The sequence below is a fragment of the Paraburkholderia sp. BR10937 genome (assembly GCF_040965695.1).
GTDB lineage: Bacteria > Pseudomonadota > Gammaproteobacteria > Burkholderiales > Burkholderiaceae > Paraburkholderia.
In genome coordinates this window covers 188,822-205,914 of sequence record NZ_JBFRCL010000002.1, presented here as the reverse complement: position 1 = coordinate 205,914, position 17,093 = coordinate 188,822, and the positions used below count along the sequence as shown (strand labels likewise).

14 protein-coding genes and 2 pseudogenes are annotated in these 17,093 nt (G+C 62.5%); 12 read left to right on the top strand and 4 right to left on the bottom strand.

Annotated elements, in window-relative coordinates; genetic code table 11:
* Positions 1 to 63 precede the first annotated feature (63 nt).
* Positions 64 to 1,293 (top strand): MFS transporter, encoded by a 1,230-nt coding sequence (locus AB4Y44_RS02905; protein ID WP_368698653.1) that lies wholly within the window; start codon positions 64 to 66, stop codon positions 1,291 to 1,293.
* Positions 1,294 to 1,350: 57 nt separating this feature from the next.
* Here the strand turns inward: AB4Y44_RS02905 and AB4Y44_RS02900 are convergent, their stop codons facing one another.
* The gene (locus tag AB4Y44_RS02900; RefSeq protein WP_368698652.1) at positions 1,351 to 1,743 is read right to left on the bottom strand and encodes an isochorismatase family protein; all 393 of its coding nucleotides are present in this window, start codon (positions 1,741 to 1,743) and stop codon (positions 1,351 to 1,353) included.
* 122 nt (positions 1,744 to 1,865) lie between these two features.
* Between AB4Y44_RS02900 and AB4Y44_RS02895 the strand changes: the two genes are divergently transcribed.
* On the top strand, positions 1,866 to 2,132 hold the full coding sequence (locus AB4Y44_RS02895; RefSeq protein ID WP_342923243.1) for a hypothetical protein: 267 nt from the start codon (positions 1,866 to 1,868) through the stop codon (positions 2,130 to 2,132).
* 375 nt (positions 2,133 to 2,507) lie between these two features.
* On the opposite strand, the gene AB4Y44_RS02890 is transcribed toward AB4Y44_RS02895, so the two are convergent.
* Together AB4Y44_RS02890 and AB4Y44_RS02885 are read right to left on the bottom strand one after the other, a co-directional pair.
* Positions 2,508 to 3,131: an ABC transporter ATP-binding protein gene (locus AB4Y44_RS02890; protein WP_342923244.1), complete on the bottom strand. Its 624-nt coding sequence runs from the start codon at positions 3,129 to 3,131 to the stop codon at positions 2,508 to 2,510.
* An 11-nt stretch (positions 3,132 to 3,142) separates the two neighbouring features.
* Positions 3,143 to 4,342 carry a hypothetical protein gene (locus AB4Y44_RS02885; RefSeq protein WP_368698651.1) on the bottom strand — a complete coding sequence of 400 codons (1,200 nt, stop codon included), beginning with the start codon at positions 4,340 to 4,342 and terminating at the stop codon, positions 3,143 to 3,145.
* A 293-nt stretch (positions 4,343 to 4,635) separates the two neighbouring features.
* Between AB4Y44_RS02885 and AB4Y44_RS02880 the strand changes: the two genes are divergently transcribed.
* The 10 genes and pseudogenes from AB4Y44_RS02880 to AB4Y44_RS02835 all read left to right on the top strand — a co-directional run bounded on the left by AB4Y44_RS02880 (position 4,636) and on the right by AB4Y44_RS02835 (position 14,826).
* Positions 4,636 to 6,987 (top strand): TonB-dependent receptor, encoded by a 2,352-nt coding sequence (locus AB4Y44_RS02880; RefSeq protein ID WP_368698650.1) that lies wholly within the window; start codon positions 4,636 to 4,638, stop codon positions 6,985 to 6,987.
* 25 nt (positions 6,988 to 7,012) lie between these two features.
* The gene (locus tag AB4Y44_RS02875) at positions 7,013 to 7,651 is read left to right on the top strand and encodes a MotA/TolQ/ExbB proton channel family protein (protein WP_368698649.1); all 639 of its coding nucleotides are present in this window, start codon (positions 7,013 to 7,015) and stop codon (positions 7,649 to 7,651) included.
* On the top strand, positions 7,648 to 8,052 hold the full coding sequence (locus AB4Y44_RS02870) for an ExbD/TolR family protein (RefSeq protein WP_368698648.1): 405 nt from the start codon (positions 7,648 to 7,650) through the stop codon (positions 8,050 to 8,052). Before AB4Y44_RS02875 ends, AB4Y44_RS02870 begins: the two co-directional genes overlap by 4 nt.
* Before the next feature lie 61 nt (positions 8,053 to 8,113).
* Complete coding sequence (locus AB4Y44_RS02865; protein ID WP_368698647.1) at positions 8,114 to 8,746, top strand: energy transducer TonB; 633 nt, start codon at positions 8,114 to 8,116, stop codon at positions 8,744 to 8,746.
* Between the two features lie 155 nt (positions 8,747 to 8,901).
* Positions 8,902 to 9,273: pseudogene (locus AB4Y44_RS02860) on the top strand (helix-turn-helix domain-containing protein); the annotation flags it as partial.
* 130 nt (positions 9,274 to 9,403) lie between these two features.
* Positions 9,404 to 10,330, top strand: coding sequence for a pyridoxal-phosphate dependent enzyme (locus AB4Y44_RS02855; protein ID WP_342923250.1), 927 nt, complete (start codon positions 9,404 to 9,406; stop codon positions 10,328 to 10,330).
* A gap of 425 nt (positions 10,331 to 10,755) precedes the next feature.
* Positions 10,756 to 12,303: pseudogene (locus AB4Y44_RS02850) on the top strand (phospholipase C); the annotation flags it as partial.
* Between the two features lie 524 nt (positions 12,304 to 12,827).
* Positions 12,828 to 13,325, top strand: a complete 498-nt coding sequence (locus tag AB4Y44_RS02845) for a hypothetical protein (RefSeq protein ID WP_342923251.1) — start codon at positions 12,828 to 12,830, stop codon at positions 13,323 to 13,325.
* Between the two features lie 148 nt (positions 13,326 to 13,473).
* The gene (locus AB4Y44_RS02840) at positions 13,474 to 13,875 is read left to right on the top strand and encodes a DUF1488 family protein (protein WP_368698646.1); all 402 of its coding nucleotides are present in this window, start codon (positions 13,474 to 13,476) and stop codon (positions 13,873 to 13,875) included.
* Between the two features lie 255 nt (positions 13,876 to 14,130).
* Positions 14,131 to 14,826, top strand: a complete 696-nt coding sequence (locus tag AB4Y44_RS02835; RefSeq protein WP_342923252.1) for a phosphatase PAP2 family protein — start codon at positions 14,131 to 14,133, stop codon at positions 14,824 to 14,826.
* Positions 14,827 to 14,971: 145 nt separating this feature from the next.
* Here the strand turns inward: AB4Y44_RS02835 and AB4Y44_RS02830 are convergent, their stop codons facing one another.
* A complete protein-coding gene (locus tag AB4Y44_RS02830) occupies positions 14,972 to 17,071 on the bottom strand; it encodes a protein kinase (RefSeq protein ID WP_342923253.1) in 2,100 nt (699 codons plus the stop codon).
* Positions 17,072 to 17,093 lie beyond the last annotated feature (22 nt).

Sequence of the window (17,093 nt, the reverse complement as noted above, 5' to 3'; positions counted from 1 at the left end):
TCCCGCGCTCTACTAGGCGCAACGCGGCGCAACTGCGAAGCGCCCGGTGCGAGGAGGCGAACGATGACCGGAATGGACGAGGCATGGCGCCGCCGCTGGCTGCTCGTGATCGCGGGTGGCGTGGTGATGGGCGCGGCGCTCGGCGTGCGCAACGTGCAAGGGCTTTTTCTGTTGCCCGTCACGCTCGATCGCGGCTGGTCGCGCGAGACGTTCGGTCTCGCGCTCGCGCTGCAAAACCTGCTGTGGGGCGTCGCACAGCCGCTCACGGGCATGATCTCCGACCGCTTCGGCTCCGCGCGCGTGATCTTCGCGGGCGCCCTGCTCTACGCACTCGGACTCGCGATGATGGCACTCAGTGCTACGCCTGGCATCTACACGTTTGGCGTGGGCGTGGTGCTCGGCGTGGCGTTGTCCGGAACGGCGTTCGGCGCCGTCTATGGCGCACTCTCGCGGCTTTTTGCAGCCGATCAGCGCAGTTGGGCGCTGAGCGTAGCGGGCATGTTCGGCGGCCTGGGCCAGTTCTGCGTCGTGCCGCTCACGCAAGGGATAATCGGCAGATTCGGCTGGGTCACGGCCATTCTCGTGCTCGCCGCCATGATGCTCGCCAGTGCGCCGCTCGCGGCATGGCTGCGCGATCGCCCGCTACCGCGCAGCGGCGCGATCGATACGCACGACACCTTGCGCCGTGCGATCGGCAAGGCGTTCGCGCATCGCGGCTTCTGGCTGCTCAATCTAGGCTTTTTGTCTTGCGGCTTTCAGCTAGCGTTCATCGGCGCGCACCTGCCGGCGTATTTGCTCGACAAGGGCATGAGCGCACGCGAAGCGAGTCTGGCGCTCGCGCTGATCGCGCTGGCCAACACGGCAGGCACGTTTCTCTGCGGTTACGCTGGGGGATTTCTGCGGCGCAAGTATCTGCTCTCGGCGATCTACTTCGCTCGTGCGGGTGTGATGGCGCTGTTCCTCGCCTTGCCGCTCTCGCCGTTCACGCTTTATGTGTTCGCGTTCGCGATGGGATTCATGTGGCTCGGCACCGTGCCGCTGACGAGCGGAATCGTTTCGCAGATGTTCGGCGTGCGCTATATCTCGACGCTGTTCGGCTTCGTGTTTCTCGGGCATCAGATCGGCAGTTTCTTCGGCGTCTGGCTGGGCGGCGTGGTGTTCGACGCGACGCATAGCTATGGGCTGCTCTGGCAAGGCTCGATTGCGCTCGGCATCATCGCGGGATTGATGCACTTGCCGATCGACGACGAGCGGGTCGCGCAGCGCGCCATGATCGCGGGCCAGCCTTCGTAAGCGAGGTGTTGGCCGTGCGCATCAGGCAGGTCATGCTGGCCGTTTCATTCGGAGCGCTTATTCTCTGGACGTTCGCGGAGTATCTCGCACCGTCGACGATGCTTGCCTTGCTCTCTGGCGCCGCATTTTGCAGATGATCGTGCCGCGGCCGGCGCCCGCGACGATGACTCGGGTCCGCCCTTCCGGCAGCGCTTCCAACAGACCATCGGCGGTAGCGTCGAAATGTTGCTTTGCAACAGTCGTCGAGCACAAATCCTTAATTTCCTGTGCGTTTTCGCCGAGAGCGCCCGGATTCTGTTCTGTCCCGATGACCGGAACATCGAGACCCCGAGCAATCCGCCCGAGCCTGAGGGCTTGAGCGACAACGGATGCGCCGTCGTGAATCGCCGGCATCAGTCTCGTTTGCAAGTCGATCAGAACTACGATCGATTCGGAATGGCTATGCAGCATCGCGAATCCTTTTCGCAGATTGCAGTGCGCAAAATTGGCACCTGTCAGGGATATTACTAAGTATGCGACAAATGGTCGCCATGCGACTCTATCTCCCAATGCCATTCCCTATGGAGCCAGGCATGCAAGCAGAGACGCTAAAGAAAGCAAGAGCCGCCACCTTTCTCACCCGGTCGGCGCTGTGTCTGATGCTGTTGCCAGTTGCCTGTCTAGTCTGGGCACTCCAGGCGTATCCGCCACAGGAAGCAATCTGGGTTTGCTTCTCGCTGGCAATCTATATCTGGCCTTTCGCCGGAGTCCTGTTTGTGATTTCAGCGGGATTCCACGTCGGCAACCACGCTCGCCGACTCGAGAAGGACGCCGGATTCCGCGAGGCGCATGGGCACTAACTAGCCCGCGTGCCGTTCTGCCAAACGGTCTGCCGTCGATGCTCGCATAGAAGCCCGTTGAAAACAGCGGGCTTCTCATACGCGACTCGCCATTTGTCAGGACTGCCAATATGGCTGGTTAGCAAACCTTACCGGCACACCTGCCTCCGCCACCGGCGCGGGGCACAACGACGCACGCAGCGATGCTGCGGGTGACGCGGCGCTTTGCGTGCGCTCAGCTACCACGTGCGCCTGCACACTCCAATCCGCTCGACATCCTTAACGCGTGTCCATTTGTCGGCGCCAGCGGCTCCGCGCGCCCCGGCGCGCGCAATCGCGACCGGTCGATGTAGCCATAGCCGGACGAGTCACGCATGTGTGCAGACGGACGGCATCTCACACGGCCATACCAAGGTCGGCAAAACTCGTGACTTTCGCCTCGCAAGCGTGCGCAAGCCGCAAATCGTGACTCGAAAAGAAGACCGCACTGTCTTTAGCCAGATTCCTGAACAGGTCGATGAGAACTGCGCGCGCGGCGGCATCGAGCCCGTTGCCCGGTTCGTCCGCGATGACGACGGCGGGCTCGCCCAGCATCGTCGCCGTCAGGAATAGCTTCTTGCGGGTACCGAGCGACATCTGTTCGAAGCGCTTATCGAGGTGTGGTGCGAGGCCGAAGCGATCCGCAAGATCGAGCGTGCTGGTGTCGACGGTGGTCTTCTTCGTCGACGCCACGAGTTCGAGAAACGCCCTACCCGTCTGGAACGGATACGCCATGCAGTCGTCGGGCACATAGGCCAGCGCGGATTTCGCCTTGAGCGGATCGGCACGCAGCGAATGACCGTCGAGCCAAACCTCCCCTTCGTCGGCGTCGATCGCGCCGGCAAGGATGCCGAGCAACGTGGATTTGCCACTGCCGTTTTCATCGCAGAGTGCCACGCATCCGGCACCGCTGGCGTAATGCAATCCGTGGAAGATGACGCGCTCGTCGAAGCGTTTGCCGAGGTTTTCGAATCGGAGCATGGTGAAATCAATCAAGTGAACAATGGCCAGACGACAGCGACCCAGATCGCGGCCGACATCGTGCCGAGCAGGACGGATTGCCGGGGCGCGTAACGCTGCGGGAGATACAGCAAGGCAACGAGCGGCGCGCCCGAGCACAAGAGCGCCGCAGCCGACCACCACGGCAAACCGTGTGCGACCAGCAGCAGCGGCGCAACGCAGGCGAACGGCAGCGCCAGCGCGGCGACCGTCAGCATATCGGCACGCGGCTGTGCCGCCGCTGCAATCGGCAGCGATCGCATGAACTGCCCCGCGCGCAGGTGCGCCGCGCGCAAATCGCGATAGGTCGCCGCGGCGACCAGCGCAGTCACGGCCTGAGAAATCAACGTCAGGGGCACGGCGCGCGCGTCGAAGTTCCAGAGTCCAAGCAGCAAGCAGGTGGAGGCCGTGACGGAACCCATCACCAGGTAGCGTGCGAAGACGCCTGCGGCGCGATTCCACACGATGCCGATCTGCAGCTTCGTCACAGGCGAAAGGCCGTGCCCAACGTTAGCGCGCACGCGGCCCATGAGGCGGCGTAAGAGCGCGCCAAGCGGTCCAGGCCATGAAGTCGAAGCAGCCGGTCTACGGGCGATCGCAAACGCCGCGAGCAGCAGAGGTATGAGCAGCAGTGCCGGCCTGATCGAATCGCCCGTCTGCAGCGCGCCGACCAGGATGAGATTGGCGGCGACCAACGGAACCGCGTTGCGCGCGCTGCGCGACAGCGCAGTCAATTGCCATCCAAGCGTAATCAGCAGCAGATCGAGAACGAACAGATAGTTGCCGGCCTTCTGCGGCAGAAAGGCCAGCGCGACCGCGGCGGCGAGCACGGGCAGAAACAGCGGCGCACTCGCGACGAGCACGACGGCAATATCGACGGCGCGGCGGCGGCCATGGGATGCAGGCAACGAATCGAGGAAAGTCGCGAACGCGCCGCCGGTGATAGCGCTACGTTGCGCGAGCACCCACAGCATGCCGACGGCTTCGAGCAGGTGCACCCACACGAACCGCCATTGCATGCCATGCGAAGGCGCGAGCGCCGCGAGGACCGGCGCACCGAGAATCCGCGTCTGCGCGAACACCGGCATCGCCGGCAGCAACAGCAGGATTGAAAGCGTCAGCGCCTGCCAATGTCTGCGCAACAGGCGAGACGTTGCGTGGGCGTACCAGCGCAGTCGGCAGGACATCATCATGTTTTCAAGTTCCCTTAACGCAGTCGCGGAATCGTGCACGAGGCGGACTCGATATCGTGCCACGCCGGCTGCGGTGCAACAACCGCACCCACCTTCCGTCGGCACTCACGTCTCTATTATTTAAAATAACCAACAAATAACTTTCATATTTATTTGTCTACCGACTTTCGATTTTTATTCAGTCAACTCTGGCGGGATTGAAATGCAATGTTATATCATTGCATTTCAATCCCGCGACAAGCCGAGGCTTTGTGAGGTGCGCGCGGAAAACAATAACGCTTCCAGACCGCATCATGATCCACCGCACACTCATCGCCCGCGCGGCGCTAGTCTCGTTCGCCATGATCACAGCCAGTCAGGCGCAGGCCGCAGACGCCGGCACCACACTCAACGGCACAGTGAAGGATACGACCGGCAAGCCGGTGGGTCATGCCGCCATCGTGCTCCAGGACGCGAGCGGCGCGCAGGCGGGACAAATCACGACCGATGCGACTGGACATTTCGAACTCCTTCACATTGCCACGGGTACCTACGCGGTGACCGTCACGGCGCCCGGTTTCGCCGCAGCCTCGCAGCTCGCGACCACGGCGCCTGCGAGTCCGGCCAGCGTGGCCGTGGTTCTGACCAGGGGCGACACGCTCGACGTGCAGGTCAACGCGAAGCGGCTCAACGAGGCGCGCAACGGCCTGCTGCCGGAGACGGGCAGCAGCATCTACCGGATCACCCAGGCCGACATCCACGCCATGCCGCAGGGCCAAAACACGCCGCTGAACCAGGTGCTGCTGCAGGCCCCCGGCGTCGCGGACGACTCATACGGCCAGGTGCATGTACGGGGCGACCACGCCGACCTGCAATACCGGATCAACGGCATTCTGATTCCCGAGCCGATCAGCGGTTTCGGGCAATCGCTCGATACGCGCATCATCGACCAGCTCAATCTCCTGACCGGCGCGCTGCCGGCCGAATACGGCTATCGCACGGCCGGCATCGTGGATATCCGCACCAAATCGGGCGATCTCGGCAACGGCGGCTCGATCGATGTCTACGGCGGCAGTCACCAGACCATCCAGACGAGCGCCGATGTCTACGGCAGCAAGGGCGATTTCAGCTATTACTTCAGCGGCTCGCTGGGCGAAAACAATCTGGGCATCGAGGCGCCCACCGCGTCGCCGAGCCCGATCCACGATCACACGCGCCAGGGCAATGCCTTCGGGTATATGTCGTACATCATCAACCCGCTCACGCGCGTGAGCGTGATGTTCGGCACGACGAGCAACCAGTTCGAGATCCCGAATACGCCCGGGCTGACACCGAACTTCATGCTCGCCGGCGTGCCGACGTTCGACTCCGCCAACCTGAACGAAACCCAGTCGGAGCTGAACAACTTCGCGGTCGTCGCTCTGCAGGGCACGAACGGCGGGGCGCTCGACTATCAGGTTGCGCTTTTCACGCGCTATACGCGCACCCAGTTCAACCCGGACCCGGTCGGCGACCTGATTTTCAACGGCGTCGCCTCGCAGGACTTTCACAGCGATACCGCCAACGGCCTGCAGGCCGATACCACGTACCGGCTGAGCGACCACCACACGCTGCGTGCCGGCGTGCTCTTTCAGCAGGAGCATGCGAACTTCTGGGACAACGTGTCCGTATTCCCCGCGGACGCCAACGGCAATCAGACCTCGGATGTGCCCTTCACGCTCTCCGATTCGAGCAGCAAAACGGGTTACCTGTACAGCGCGTATATCCAGGACGAGTGGAAGATCAACGACAGACTCACCCTGAACTACGGTCTGCGCTATGACGGTATGGACGAATACGTGCAGGCGAACCAGTTGAGTCCGCGCATTGGCGCGGTGTTCAAGCTGACGCCCACCACGACGTTTCATGCCGGCTACGCCCGCTACTTCACGCCGCCTTCGTTCGAGCTGGTATCCAGTTCCACCATCAGCCGCTTCAATGGCACGACTAATCAGAGCGAGGTCACGCAGAACGATCCGGTGCAGCCCGAGCGCGCCGATTACTTCGATCTTGGCGTGACCCAGCAAGTCGGCGCGGATCTCACGCTGGGGCTGGACGCCTACTACAAGAAAGCGCACAACCTGCTCGACCTCGGCCAGTTTGGCGCGGCGCTCATCTATACGCCGTTCAACTACCAGTACGGGCGTGTATACGGCGTCGAATTCACGGCCAACTACAAGCATGAAAACGTGTCGGCGTATCTGAACCTCGCCTACAGCCGCGCAATGGGCAAGAACGTCACTTCCTCCCAGTTCAATTTCGGCGCGGACGAACTGGCCTATATCAGCAACAACTGGGTATTCCTCGATCACGACCAGCGGGTGACGGCGTCCTTCGGCGGCGCCTACAACTGGCATCGCACTACCTTCACGATGGACGGCACGGCAGGCAGCGGCCTGCGCAACGGCTTTGCCAACACCGGCAAGATGCCCTTCTATGCGCAGATCAATCTGGCCGTCATCGAGGATTTCAACCTGCCCGTCGTCGGCAGGATGGATGGGCGTGTCGTGGTGGTCAACGCATTCGGCAGAACCTATGCGTTGCGCGATGGTTCCGGCATCGGCGTGTTCGCGCCTCAATACGGTCCCTATCGCGCGTTCTATGCAGGACTCACCAAATATTTTTGACGAAACCAGATAACCGGGTGCTTCCATGCAAGACTGGACAGGAATCGTGCAGGCCGCGCGGATTGGCGGATGGGTCGTTTATCCGCTCACGCTGCTCGCCATCATTGCGCTCGTCATCACGCTCGATCGCGCGTGGGTGTTCTGGCGCTTCGCGGTCATTCCCGCCGCCCCGCAGACGCAAGCCCATGCGGCGGACGAGCCTGATCGCACCGCTGCGCTTCTGCGACTGCCCCCGCAGCACGCATTGCGCAGGCTGCTCGAACCGTTGATCGGTCACGCGGCGAAGCCCGCATGGTGGATCGAGGCCAGGGCCGGCGCGCTCGCACTCGACGTGCAGCGCGACATGTCGAGAGGCCTGTGGGTGCTCGAAACGATCGTGACAGCCGCACCGCTGCTCGGTCTGCTGGGGACGATCGTCGGCATGATGCATGCGTTCCGCCTGCTCGGAAATAGCGGCCTCGTCAATCCCGGCGGGGTGACCGGCGGCGTGGCGCAGGCGCTGGTGGCGACCGCCATCGGCCTCGTGATCGCACTGGTCTCGCTGTTTGCCTTCAACTATTTTTCGAGGCGCATCGACAGGCTCATGGACGAGCTCGATGCGATCGCGAGCACGTGGCTCAGCAACGTGAGACTCGCGCAGGAACACGAGGCGCAAACGTCATGAAGCTGCGCCGTTCCCGGGCATCGAAGCGCGGTCGCATCGAAATCATTCCGATGATCGATGTGATGTTCTTCCTGCTCGCCACCTTCATGCTCGCGTCGCTCACGATGCAGCGGCTCGACGCGGTCAAACTCGATCTGCCGCGCGGCGCGGCGCAACCGCTTGCCGCGCAGCAGCCCCTCACGCTCAGCGTAAGCCGCGGCGGACAGATCGCGGTGAACCGCCAGGACGTGCCGCTCAATGAAGTGGCGGGAACGGTAAAGCGGCAGCTTGCTGCCGATGCAAACGTGGTGGTGGCCGCGGACGCCGGCGCTCCGAACGGGCTGGTCGTGCAGGCGATGCTTCAGGCCCGTCTCGGCGGAGCCGGCCATTTCCTCATTGCGGTCCACCGTGACCAGCCGTAGCATCGCGCGCTTCGTCAGGCTGCTGGACGCGCGCGGCCCGAGAGCCCTGGCCGGATGCGTCGTGGCGCTCGCGGCGTGGGCCGCATTCGTCAGTATGTTCGTGGCCGGTCTTGCTGAAAATCCGCAACCTGCCCGTCCGTTGACGCTCGATGCGCGCATGGTAGAAATCACAACGCCAGCGCCGCCCCATCCGCAGGCCGCCGTCGCACGCCCTGCGCCGAGCATCGCAGCGCCATCCCGCCCTGCACACGTGGCTCGCCCGATGAATCGGCCTGCGGCGCCGGCTCCCACGCGCTTGACTGCGCATACCGATTCCCCGTTGGCGGCGCCTGTGCCCGCGCCGCCGGCCGCGACAACAACCCATGCCGACGCCGAAACCGCATCGGCCACCTCCGCCCCGTCTGGCACCGCTTCCGCAGCGTCCGGCGATACCACCGCGCATCCACTCATCCAGCCGTTGCCAGTACTTCCCGATGATCTGCGCGAGTCTGCGTATCGGGCCATCGCGCTAGCTCGCTTCACGATCCATCCCGACGGTTCGGTCGACGTCGCGCTCGTCAAACCCACCCAGAACCCGCGCCTGAACCAGTTGCTGCTGGAGACGCTTCGAAACTGGCATTTTTTCCCCGCAATGAAGCAAGGGCATCCGGTCGAAAGCGAACAGGACATCCGCGTCCATTTCAATATCGAGTAAGACCGGCAGCGCGGCAGCTGACATATACTCGTCGTGCCGCGCCGGAAGAAGCCTCGAGTAGCTCGACGCTCGCGTCTGGTGCGGCCCCTTAAATCTGCCGCAAGAGTGACTACGTGATTTGAAATGAGCGATGGCGTGGAGTACAAACGGCTCGTCGATCGGAATGGCTTTCCCTGCTGTATTGCCTGTTTAACCAGTCGGGAGCCATCAAGCCGATGGCCATTCAAGGCATGCTCTCGCCCGTTCATTGGCAACGGCTCAAAGACTATTGCCGGTTCCATCTGGCCGACAAAATCACGCTCGATGAACTGGCCACCTTGTGCGGCCTGGGGCGCTTTCATTTTTTGCGTCGCTTCAAGCAGACGGTTGGCATGACGCCTCACGCCTGGCTGCTGCGTCTGCGACTGGAACACGCGTGCACCTTGCTGGCACGCGGCAAGCAAACCATCGCCGAAGTCGCCCAGGGCGTCGGGTTTTACGATCAAAGCCATTTCAACAAGGCGTTCCGTCACGCGTTTGGCGTGGCCTGTCCGCCTACTGAGCCGATGGGCCTTCACTCGCCTCGCGCATCAATTTTTTACAAGCCAGACTCCCCCTTCCTCTTTAGGATCAGCAGAAGACCGGTTGGTCCGATCGCAAACCTGGAAGCCCATCGCAATGAATCTGCACTTTGAAACCCCTTTGGTGGAGTCGCGCGCCTTGAGCGTCCCTGCTGAACAATCCGTGTGGCTCAAGCTCGACGCCTTGCAGCCATGTGGATCGTTCAAGATCCGGGGCATCGGCCATGCTTGCGCGGTCCACCAAAGTCGTGGCGCGCAGCGTTTCGTTTCCTCGTCCGGGGGGAATGCGGGTCTCGCCGTGGCCTATGCGGGCCGGCGCCTGGGCGTTCCGGTGCTAGTCGCGGTGCCGGAAACGACGACGGAACGCGCCAAGGAGTTGCTCCGCCTGGAAGCTGCCGAGGTCGTCGTGCACGGCAGTTCCTGGCAAGAGGCAAACCAGTTCGCGCAGACTTTGCTGGGCGCGACGGACGCGTTTCTGCATCCCTTTGACGATCCGCTGCTGTGGCACGGCCATGCCTCGATGATCGATGAAATTGCCCAGGCCCGCTTCAAGCCGGATGCCGTCGTGCTTTCCGTCGGCGGCGGCGGTCTGCTCTCAGGCGTGGTAGAAGGCTTGCAGCGCAATCATTGGCACGACGTGCCAGTGTTGGCCGTCGAAACCGATGGCGCCGCTTCACTCCATGCCGCTATCGAGGCAGGTCATACGGTGGCGTTGCCGTGTATCTCCAGCGTCGCCACCTCACTCGGCGCCAAGCGCGTGTGCGAGCAGGCATTGCGCTGCGTGCGCGAGCACCCTGTCCACAGTCTCGTCGTGTCGGACTCCAGCGCACTCGCTGCCTGCGAGCGTTTTCTCGCGGATCACCGCATTCTGGTCGAGCCGGCTTGCGGCGCAGCGCTGTCCGTCGCCTACGAGAGGCATCCGGCCTTGACCCGATACAGGAAGATTCTGGTTGTCGTATGCGGCGGCGCAACGGCCACCATCGACCAGATACGCGCGTGGGCTAGCGAGGCAGATAGCCGATGACCTTGTGCCCGCGACGGCGGAAACGATAGAATCTTCTCCGCCGAAAATAGAGTGGAAGGTTGGTATCTCCTGCGCCCAGTTGCGCAACGGCCGCTTTGACGGCGCGGATCTACGCTCTGTAGACCTAAGCGGGTTTCGACTCTCCGATGTGCTGCAGCATCTCAAAGGCACGATACTCTCTGTCGATCAAGCCGTGATGCTGGTTGGAGACTGCGGCGTGCGCGTGGTGTAACCCCATGAAGGCCAGCACGAGCTGGCCTTTGCCTGCGATCGCCACGGCAACGTCAGCCGGGAACTCCCATTGCGCTACGAGGAAACGCCACTTACAGGAGCCCGACATGCACCGGCGTCATCTAGCGCTTGGTTCGCTCATAGCCGCGACATTCTCATTGCCCATTGCATGGGGTGCGAATGACGACCAGCACATGAATCGGCCGAACGATCTTCATACTGCCACCCCGATCAAGCACCTGGTCGTGATCTATGGAGAGAATGTCTCGTTCGATCACTACTTCGCGACCTATCCGCATGCGGCAAATCCCTCAGACGAACCGACGTTCAACGCGCTGCCCGGTACGCCCAGGGTGAACGGTCTGACCGGCCCCCTCCTCTCCAGAAATCCGAATGCCACGAATCCGGCCAATGGTGCGGGCGCAGCGAACCCGTTCCGCATCGACCGTACGCAGGCGGCCACCGCCGACCAGGATCACGCCTATGCGGCAGAGCAGCAAGCCTACGACAACGGCGCCGTCGACCTGTTCCCGAAGTACACGGGCAAAGGGACGAACGACAGCGCCAGTGAGTCTGGAAGCCATCGCGAGGTGATGGGCTATTACGACGGCAACACGGTCACTGCGCTGTGGAACTACGCGCAGCGCTTCGCGATGAGCGACAACGCATGGTCGTCGACCTATGGCCCCTCGACGCCGGGTGCCCTGGAGGTGGTCTCCGGTCAGACCAACGGCGTGAAGCCCGTGCTCACGACGAAAAAGCCGTCGGCCCCGGGCTCCTACTACGTGAACGACGGGCAGGGCGGCTTCACGCTGATCGACGACGTCGATCCAGCCTATGACAGCTGCTCGAGCCAGCGCGACACCATCATGATGACGGGCAGGAATATCGGCGACCTCCTGAACGCCCGCAATATCTCGTGGGGCGGTTTCATGGGCGGCTTCAACCTTCAGACGGTGAACAGCAATGGCACGACCGGGTGCAGGCGCAGCACGCTATCGGCAGTCGTCGGTGCAGCCACGGCTGACTACGTGCCACACCACAACTGGTTCCAGTATTACGCGTCGACGTCGAACCCGAAGCATCTGCGCCCGAGTTCGATCGAGGCGATCGGGCATACCCTGGAAAGAGATGGCCGAACTCCGGACCCAGCCAATCATCAGTACGATTCCGACGACTTCTTTGGCGCGGTGAGCGCGGGGAACTTTCCGGCCGTGAGCTTTCTCAAGGCCCCCGCTTTCCAGGACGGTCACGCGGGCTATTCGGATCCACTCGACGAGCAGGCTTTCGTCGCGAAGGTCGTCAACTTCCTGCAGCGCCAGCCGGACTGGAACAGCACCGCCATCGTCGTGACGTGGGATGACTCGGATGGCTGGTACGACCATGCTTACGCGTCGCCGACGAGCGCGTCATACGATTCGGTCGCCGACCACCTGAACGGCCAGGGAAAATGCGGTACCGGCCCGGCGCAGGATGGCTTGAACGGTAAGCCCGTGAACGGTCGCTGCGGCCCGGGCGCACGCATTCCGTTTCTCGTCATTTCACCCTGGGCGAAGGAAAATTACGTCGACCATACGTTGATCGACCAGTCGTCGATCGTTCGCTTCATCGAGGACAACTGGCTCGACGGAGAACGCATCGGCGGCGGATCGTTCGACAGCAAGGCAGGCAGCATCATGGGCATGTTCGATTTCGGCCGCAGCGACGAAGACCTCGCGCAGCGCAAGCTGTTTCTCGACCCGCCGACGGGGCTGCCAGTCGATCAGCCTGCGAAGGTCTGGCGCCAGGCAGCGCGGAATTCGAGAGGCATTCCAGTTTTGATTTCGATTCAATGCAAGGGGAAACGATGCAGTGCGCGCCATTTCTACACTAGCTTCTTGTAGATATGTCAACGCATCTCCGCGCTTCATTTCCTCAGTTTGCAGCCTCCTCATAATTCATATGGTTGATTTGAAATCCAAATCTGCCTCACCTTCATGTGCTGGTCGCTAAGCGGCCGCCCCGGAGCGCCGCGGGCGCTATGGCTGATTGCGGCTTCGGTCGCGGCACGGGATAAAAAACGTGGCGCTATGTATCGAACGAATAACGCCCTCGCCTTTACACAGACCGTTGCAAATCTTCCTGACGCTCGAGAGGGTACGAGTATTGCGCCACAAGCGAAGCACGTTGCCGTGAACGCCGATTGCCAGATGACACAAAGAGACCCAGACGGCTTTTGGAATTGCGCGACGCGATACCAGACATTTGCATGAGCGGGGGCTCTTCTATGTCGAACCGACACGAGGCCTCTCCTGCCGAGACGGGGGAGGTTCTGGTACTGGTGGGCGCCGCCTTCGCTGTGCTTGGCGGCTGGCTCGTCGCAATGGGTTCCACGCCCTACTACGTCGTCACCGGCCTCGCGCTGATCGGCTCGGGTACCCTCATGGTGCGAAGCCGCCTGGCAGGCGTCTGGAGCGTCTTTTTCACACTCGTCGCGGCACTCGTCTGGTCTATCTCCGAAGTCGGGCGCGACGGCTGGAAGCCCATGCCGCGCCTGCTGTTGCTCGCGTTGCTCGGCATCTGGTTCTACCTCAACATCGTCGTCGGCAATTCGGCGATCGCCCGTCCCGTTCGCGTCGTGGCAGGCGTCGCGGCGGTGGTCTACGCCCTCACGATCGTCGGCATGTTCTCGCCCAAAGTGCCCATGTCAGTGGCGCAACACCTTCGCTATGGACCGCTATCTGCGCCCCACAACAGCAGTACGTCGTCCGATCAGGGCAACTAGCACTGCCGGACATTTTCGCTGCGAAAGATTTGAGAATTGATTTCGATTCAAACGGCGAACCCCTGATGCGCGCTTTCGGGCTGCATCAGACGCGCGAGGAACACCAGTTGCTTGAAGACAGGTCCGGAAGTCACAGAGGTAAGCCACCGTGCTCATACAATTTCCAGACGAAGATGCCTTCTACCACGCGAGTGGCACGATCCGCTATCGCGCCGTCGTCGACGGCACATGGGTCATGTGCGAAATATCTCCGGAGGCCCTTGAAGACTATTTCCGTGCGCGCTCGGGTCGCGCCGGCCTGTTGGCGGCCTTCGCAACACATAGAAAGGAGATCGAATCAATCACAAGACAAATTCTTCCCCATCGGATCTCCGCTGGACGCTGTCAGCTTTTCTTGCGAGACTGCCTGTACCGGCCAGGAAGGAACGAAGCCGACATGAGGCACAACAGGGAAATCATGGAAGCCGCACGACGCGACGAGACAGCAATCACGAGCGCATGCCTACCCTCCGACATGGAGGCTCTCGAGGCTGGAAGTGCGTTGACGTGAGCATGCGCTCTGCGATGTCATTCCCTTGAATGCGAATGCGGCCGGGTCCTTGACGCACTGCAGTGTGATCGAAGGCACGCTATATGCGCACGTTCGGGATTGCATCGCAGCAACTCGCCGCTGCGAACTGCTTTCACCGTGTGCGCTGGCTTGAAAAGAAGATGAATAGTGCCTTGCGTATGTGGCGCGGAGGCGGTTGAGAATTCTGTTCGAAACCGCTCTTCTCACGAATTCATCAGCGGGATGGCCACAATAATGAACAGCTTCGATACCGTCATTCTGGGAGCCCTCACCCAACTCCAGCTTCCGCCCCAGGTCGACTACGCCATTGGGGTAATTGCCGACTTCTACACGTTCAAGGGTTATCTGTTAATCCCGTTGTTGTGGTGGATCTGGTTCCAGCCACACGAGCGGCGTGGCTGGCGCCGCGAGATCGTACTCGCCACGCTGGCGAGCGGACTGATTGCATTAGCGGTGGGGCGCCTCCTTGCGCGCATTCTGCCGTACCGGGAAAGGCCGCTATTCACGCCGGACCTGCATCTGCATTTCGCCTCGTCGCCCGTGCAGCTCGCCGGGCTGATGCACTGGAGTTCCTTTCCAAGCGATCACGCCATGCTGTGGACGGCAGTGGCAATGGGGATCTTCCTTGTCTGGCGAGGCATCGGCATTCTTGCGTTTCTGTCTGTCGCGGCATTCGTCTGCTTTCCGCGCGCGTACCTGGGTTATCACTACCCGACGGATCTGCTCGTCGGCGCCTTGATCGGCATCGTGATTACCTGGATCATGACGCGCAGAGCCGTGAGAAGGCGCACGGTCAAACCCTTCATGCGCTTCGTCATGCGCTACCCCGGGCCGGTCGCGGCGGTCGGTTTTCTGCTCTGTTTCGAACTGGTCACGCAGTTCGACGACCTTCTACGGCTCGCCCATTCGGTACTGCATACGGCGACATGACTGATGCCGGCGTCGAACCCACGCCAATCGTGGCTGCGGGCTTTCCCGTCCACCGCCTTCACGATGGTGATGGCAACGGCTTCATTCGGACTGCTACGTACCGCGATGAGATCGGTCACGGGGAAATGACGACCCTGGCAGTCCACTATTGCGTATCACTACGCGCGTGCGTCGTGATCTGTACGAAATCGGCGACGATACGCCCTGCGCCGTAGTGTGCTTCCATCTGCTTCAACTGCTGCCCCACGGCCGCAAGGTAAGCCGAGCGAGACTCCGAAGCCGGACGCAGCCCATCGAATAACGGCGCCGGCGTAATCAGCAAAACGATCATCTCCGTGCCGAACGGCTTGTCCACGAGCCAGTATCCCGATCCTCCGACCGTCGCCGAGAAGCCGGCCGGCGCCTGGTTGTCGCGCTCGACGTTGCTGGGAACGAGATGTACGACACTGCCGTCGAGCGCGAAATAGTCCACGTTGACGTATGACTCGTAGTGCGGGGTGGTGATATCGACGATGAGCGGCATGCCCTGCGTCAGGCGCGCGTCGAGTGGCCGGGTATGGATCGTCGCGCCGCCGCCGGCCAGATGGTTGGCGCGCCAATACGGCGCGAACGCGCTCACGACTTCGCAGTTGTGGTTCTCGACCGCTGTCACATCGAGTTTCGCGGCCTGCCCGCCGGGCGTTTGCGCGAGCGCGTCATGAACGTGCGCCATGTTCTCGCCAGTATTGGCAAAGCCACGCACCTGGACCACGTGCTCGGGCAGCGAAGCCGCAAGCGCCGAGCACGGAATCCGCGCGAGCGTCGCGTTCAGCGCGGCGATCGACGCCGCGTCGGCCACTGGCGCGCTCGATGCCGGGGCCGCTGCAACCGCGCTCGCGGCTGCCACGCTAGCCACAACCGCGGCTGGCACTGCGGCAAGCACCGGCGAGGCCGGCGCCTCCGAGGCCGCCTTCGTCGCACTGGCGGGCGCCATAGCGACCACGGAGGGCTTTGCGCCCGTTTGCCCATGCCCGGAAAGCACGCGATAGCCTAGCCATAGCCCCGCAGCGACGACGACCGCGCCCACGCCAATGGCGCCGACCCGGGCGCCCGGGAAGGCCGATGCATGCGTGAGCACGCCCATGCCTTCGAGAAACTGATTGACGCTCGCGGTGCGCGAGGCGCGGTCGAACGAAAGCGCCGCACTCAAGGTGCGCCATTGACCGCGATCGAGCCCAGTCGGCCGCTCGACGCGCAACTTGTCGCTGCGTGCCTGGGTGGCTGATTTGCGGTTGAACGGATGCTTGCCGGTGAGCAGTTCGTAGGTCACACAGGCGAGCGCATAGACATCGTCGCGCGGGTCCGGGTCGTGATGCTCGAACATCTCCGGGCTCGCATAGGCGGGTGTGATGCCACCGAGTGTCGCGGGATCGAAGACGGTGACGTCGGGATCTTCTTCGGGCCGCTGGAACACGCGCGCAATGCCGAAGTCGATCACTTTCACGTCGCCGCCGTCGGTGAGGAAAACATTCGCGGGCTTGAAGTCGCAATGCACGAAGCCGCGCTCGTGCGCATAGGCCAACGCCTGCCCCATCCCGGCAATGATGGGCCGCGCCTTTTCGAACGGCATACCCGCGAAACCCGGCGCGCGCAGCAGCTTGCTGAGCGGCTTGCCCGACAGATATTCCATCGTGAGGTAGACGAGCGGCCCGTCGCGGTCGAAGTCGTACACCGTGACGATATTGCGGTGCGCGAGCGTCTGCGCCTTGCGGGCCTCGCGCTGCAGTGCGATCAGCGAAGTCGGCTGCCCGCGGAACTGCACGTTCAGCACCTTGATCGCGATATAAGGTTTGCGGTCCGAAGCTTCCAGTTTGCGCAAATCGAGCGCCTTGTAGACGGTGCCCATGCCGCCCACACCCAGGCATTCTTCGAGCACAAAGCGTCCGTTGAGCGTGTCGCCGATCCCCTTCACGTGTTCCGCATCGTCGCCCGTGGTGGCGGTACGCGCGGCAGCAAGGGCTTCGTGGATGCGAGTGGAGTCGTCCACGGCCGCCGCGTTGTCCTCGCGATGTTCGATGCGGCGCAGGACCTCGGTATACACGGCGTCGGGCAGCGGATGGACAGTTTGCGTCGCGTCCACCGCTTCGCGCAGGCGCGCACAATTGGCCGCGTCGACCGCGAGCACGTGGTCGATCTCGGCGAAGAACGCCTCGCGTGAGAGCGCCCCGCTCTGGAATGTCTGGATCAGCTGCGCAAGGCTCATCATTCGTACGCCTTCAACTCGGCTT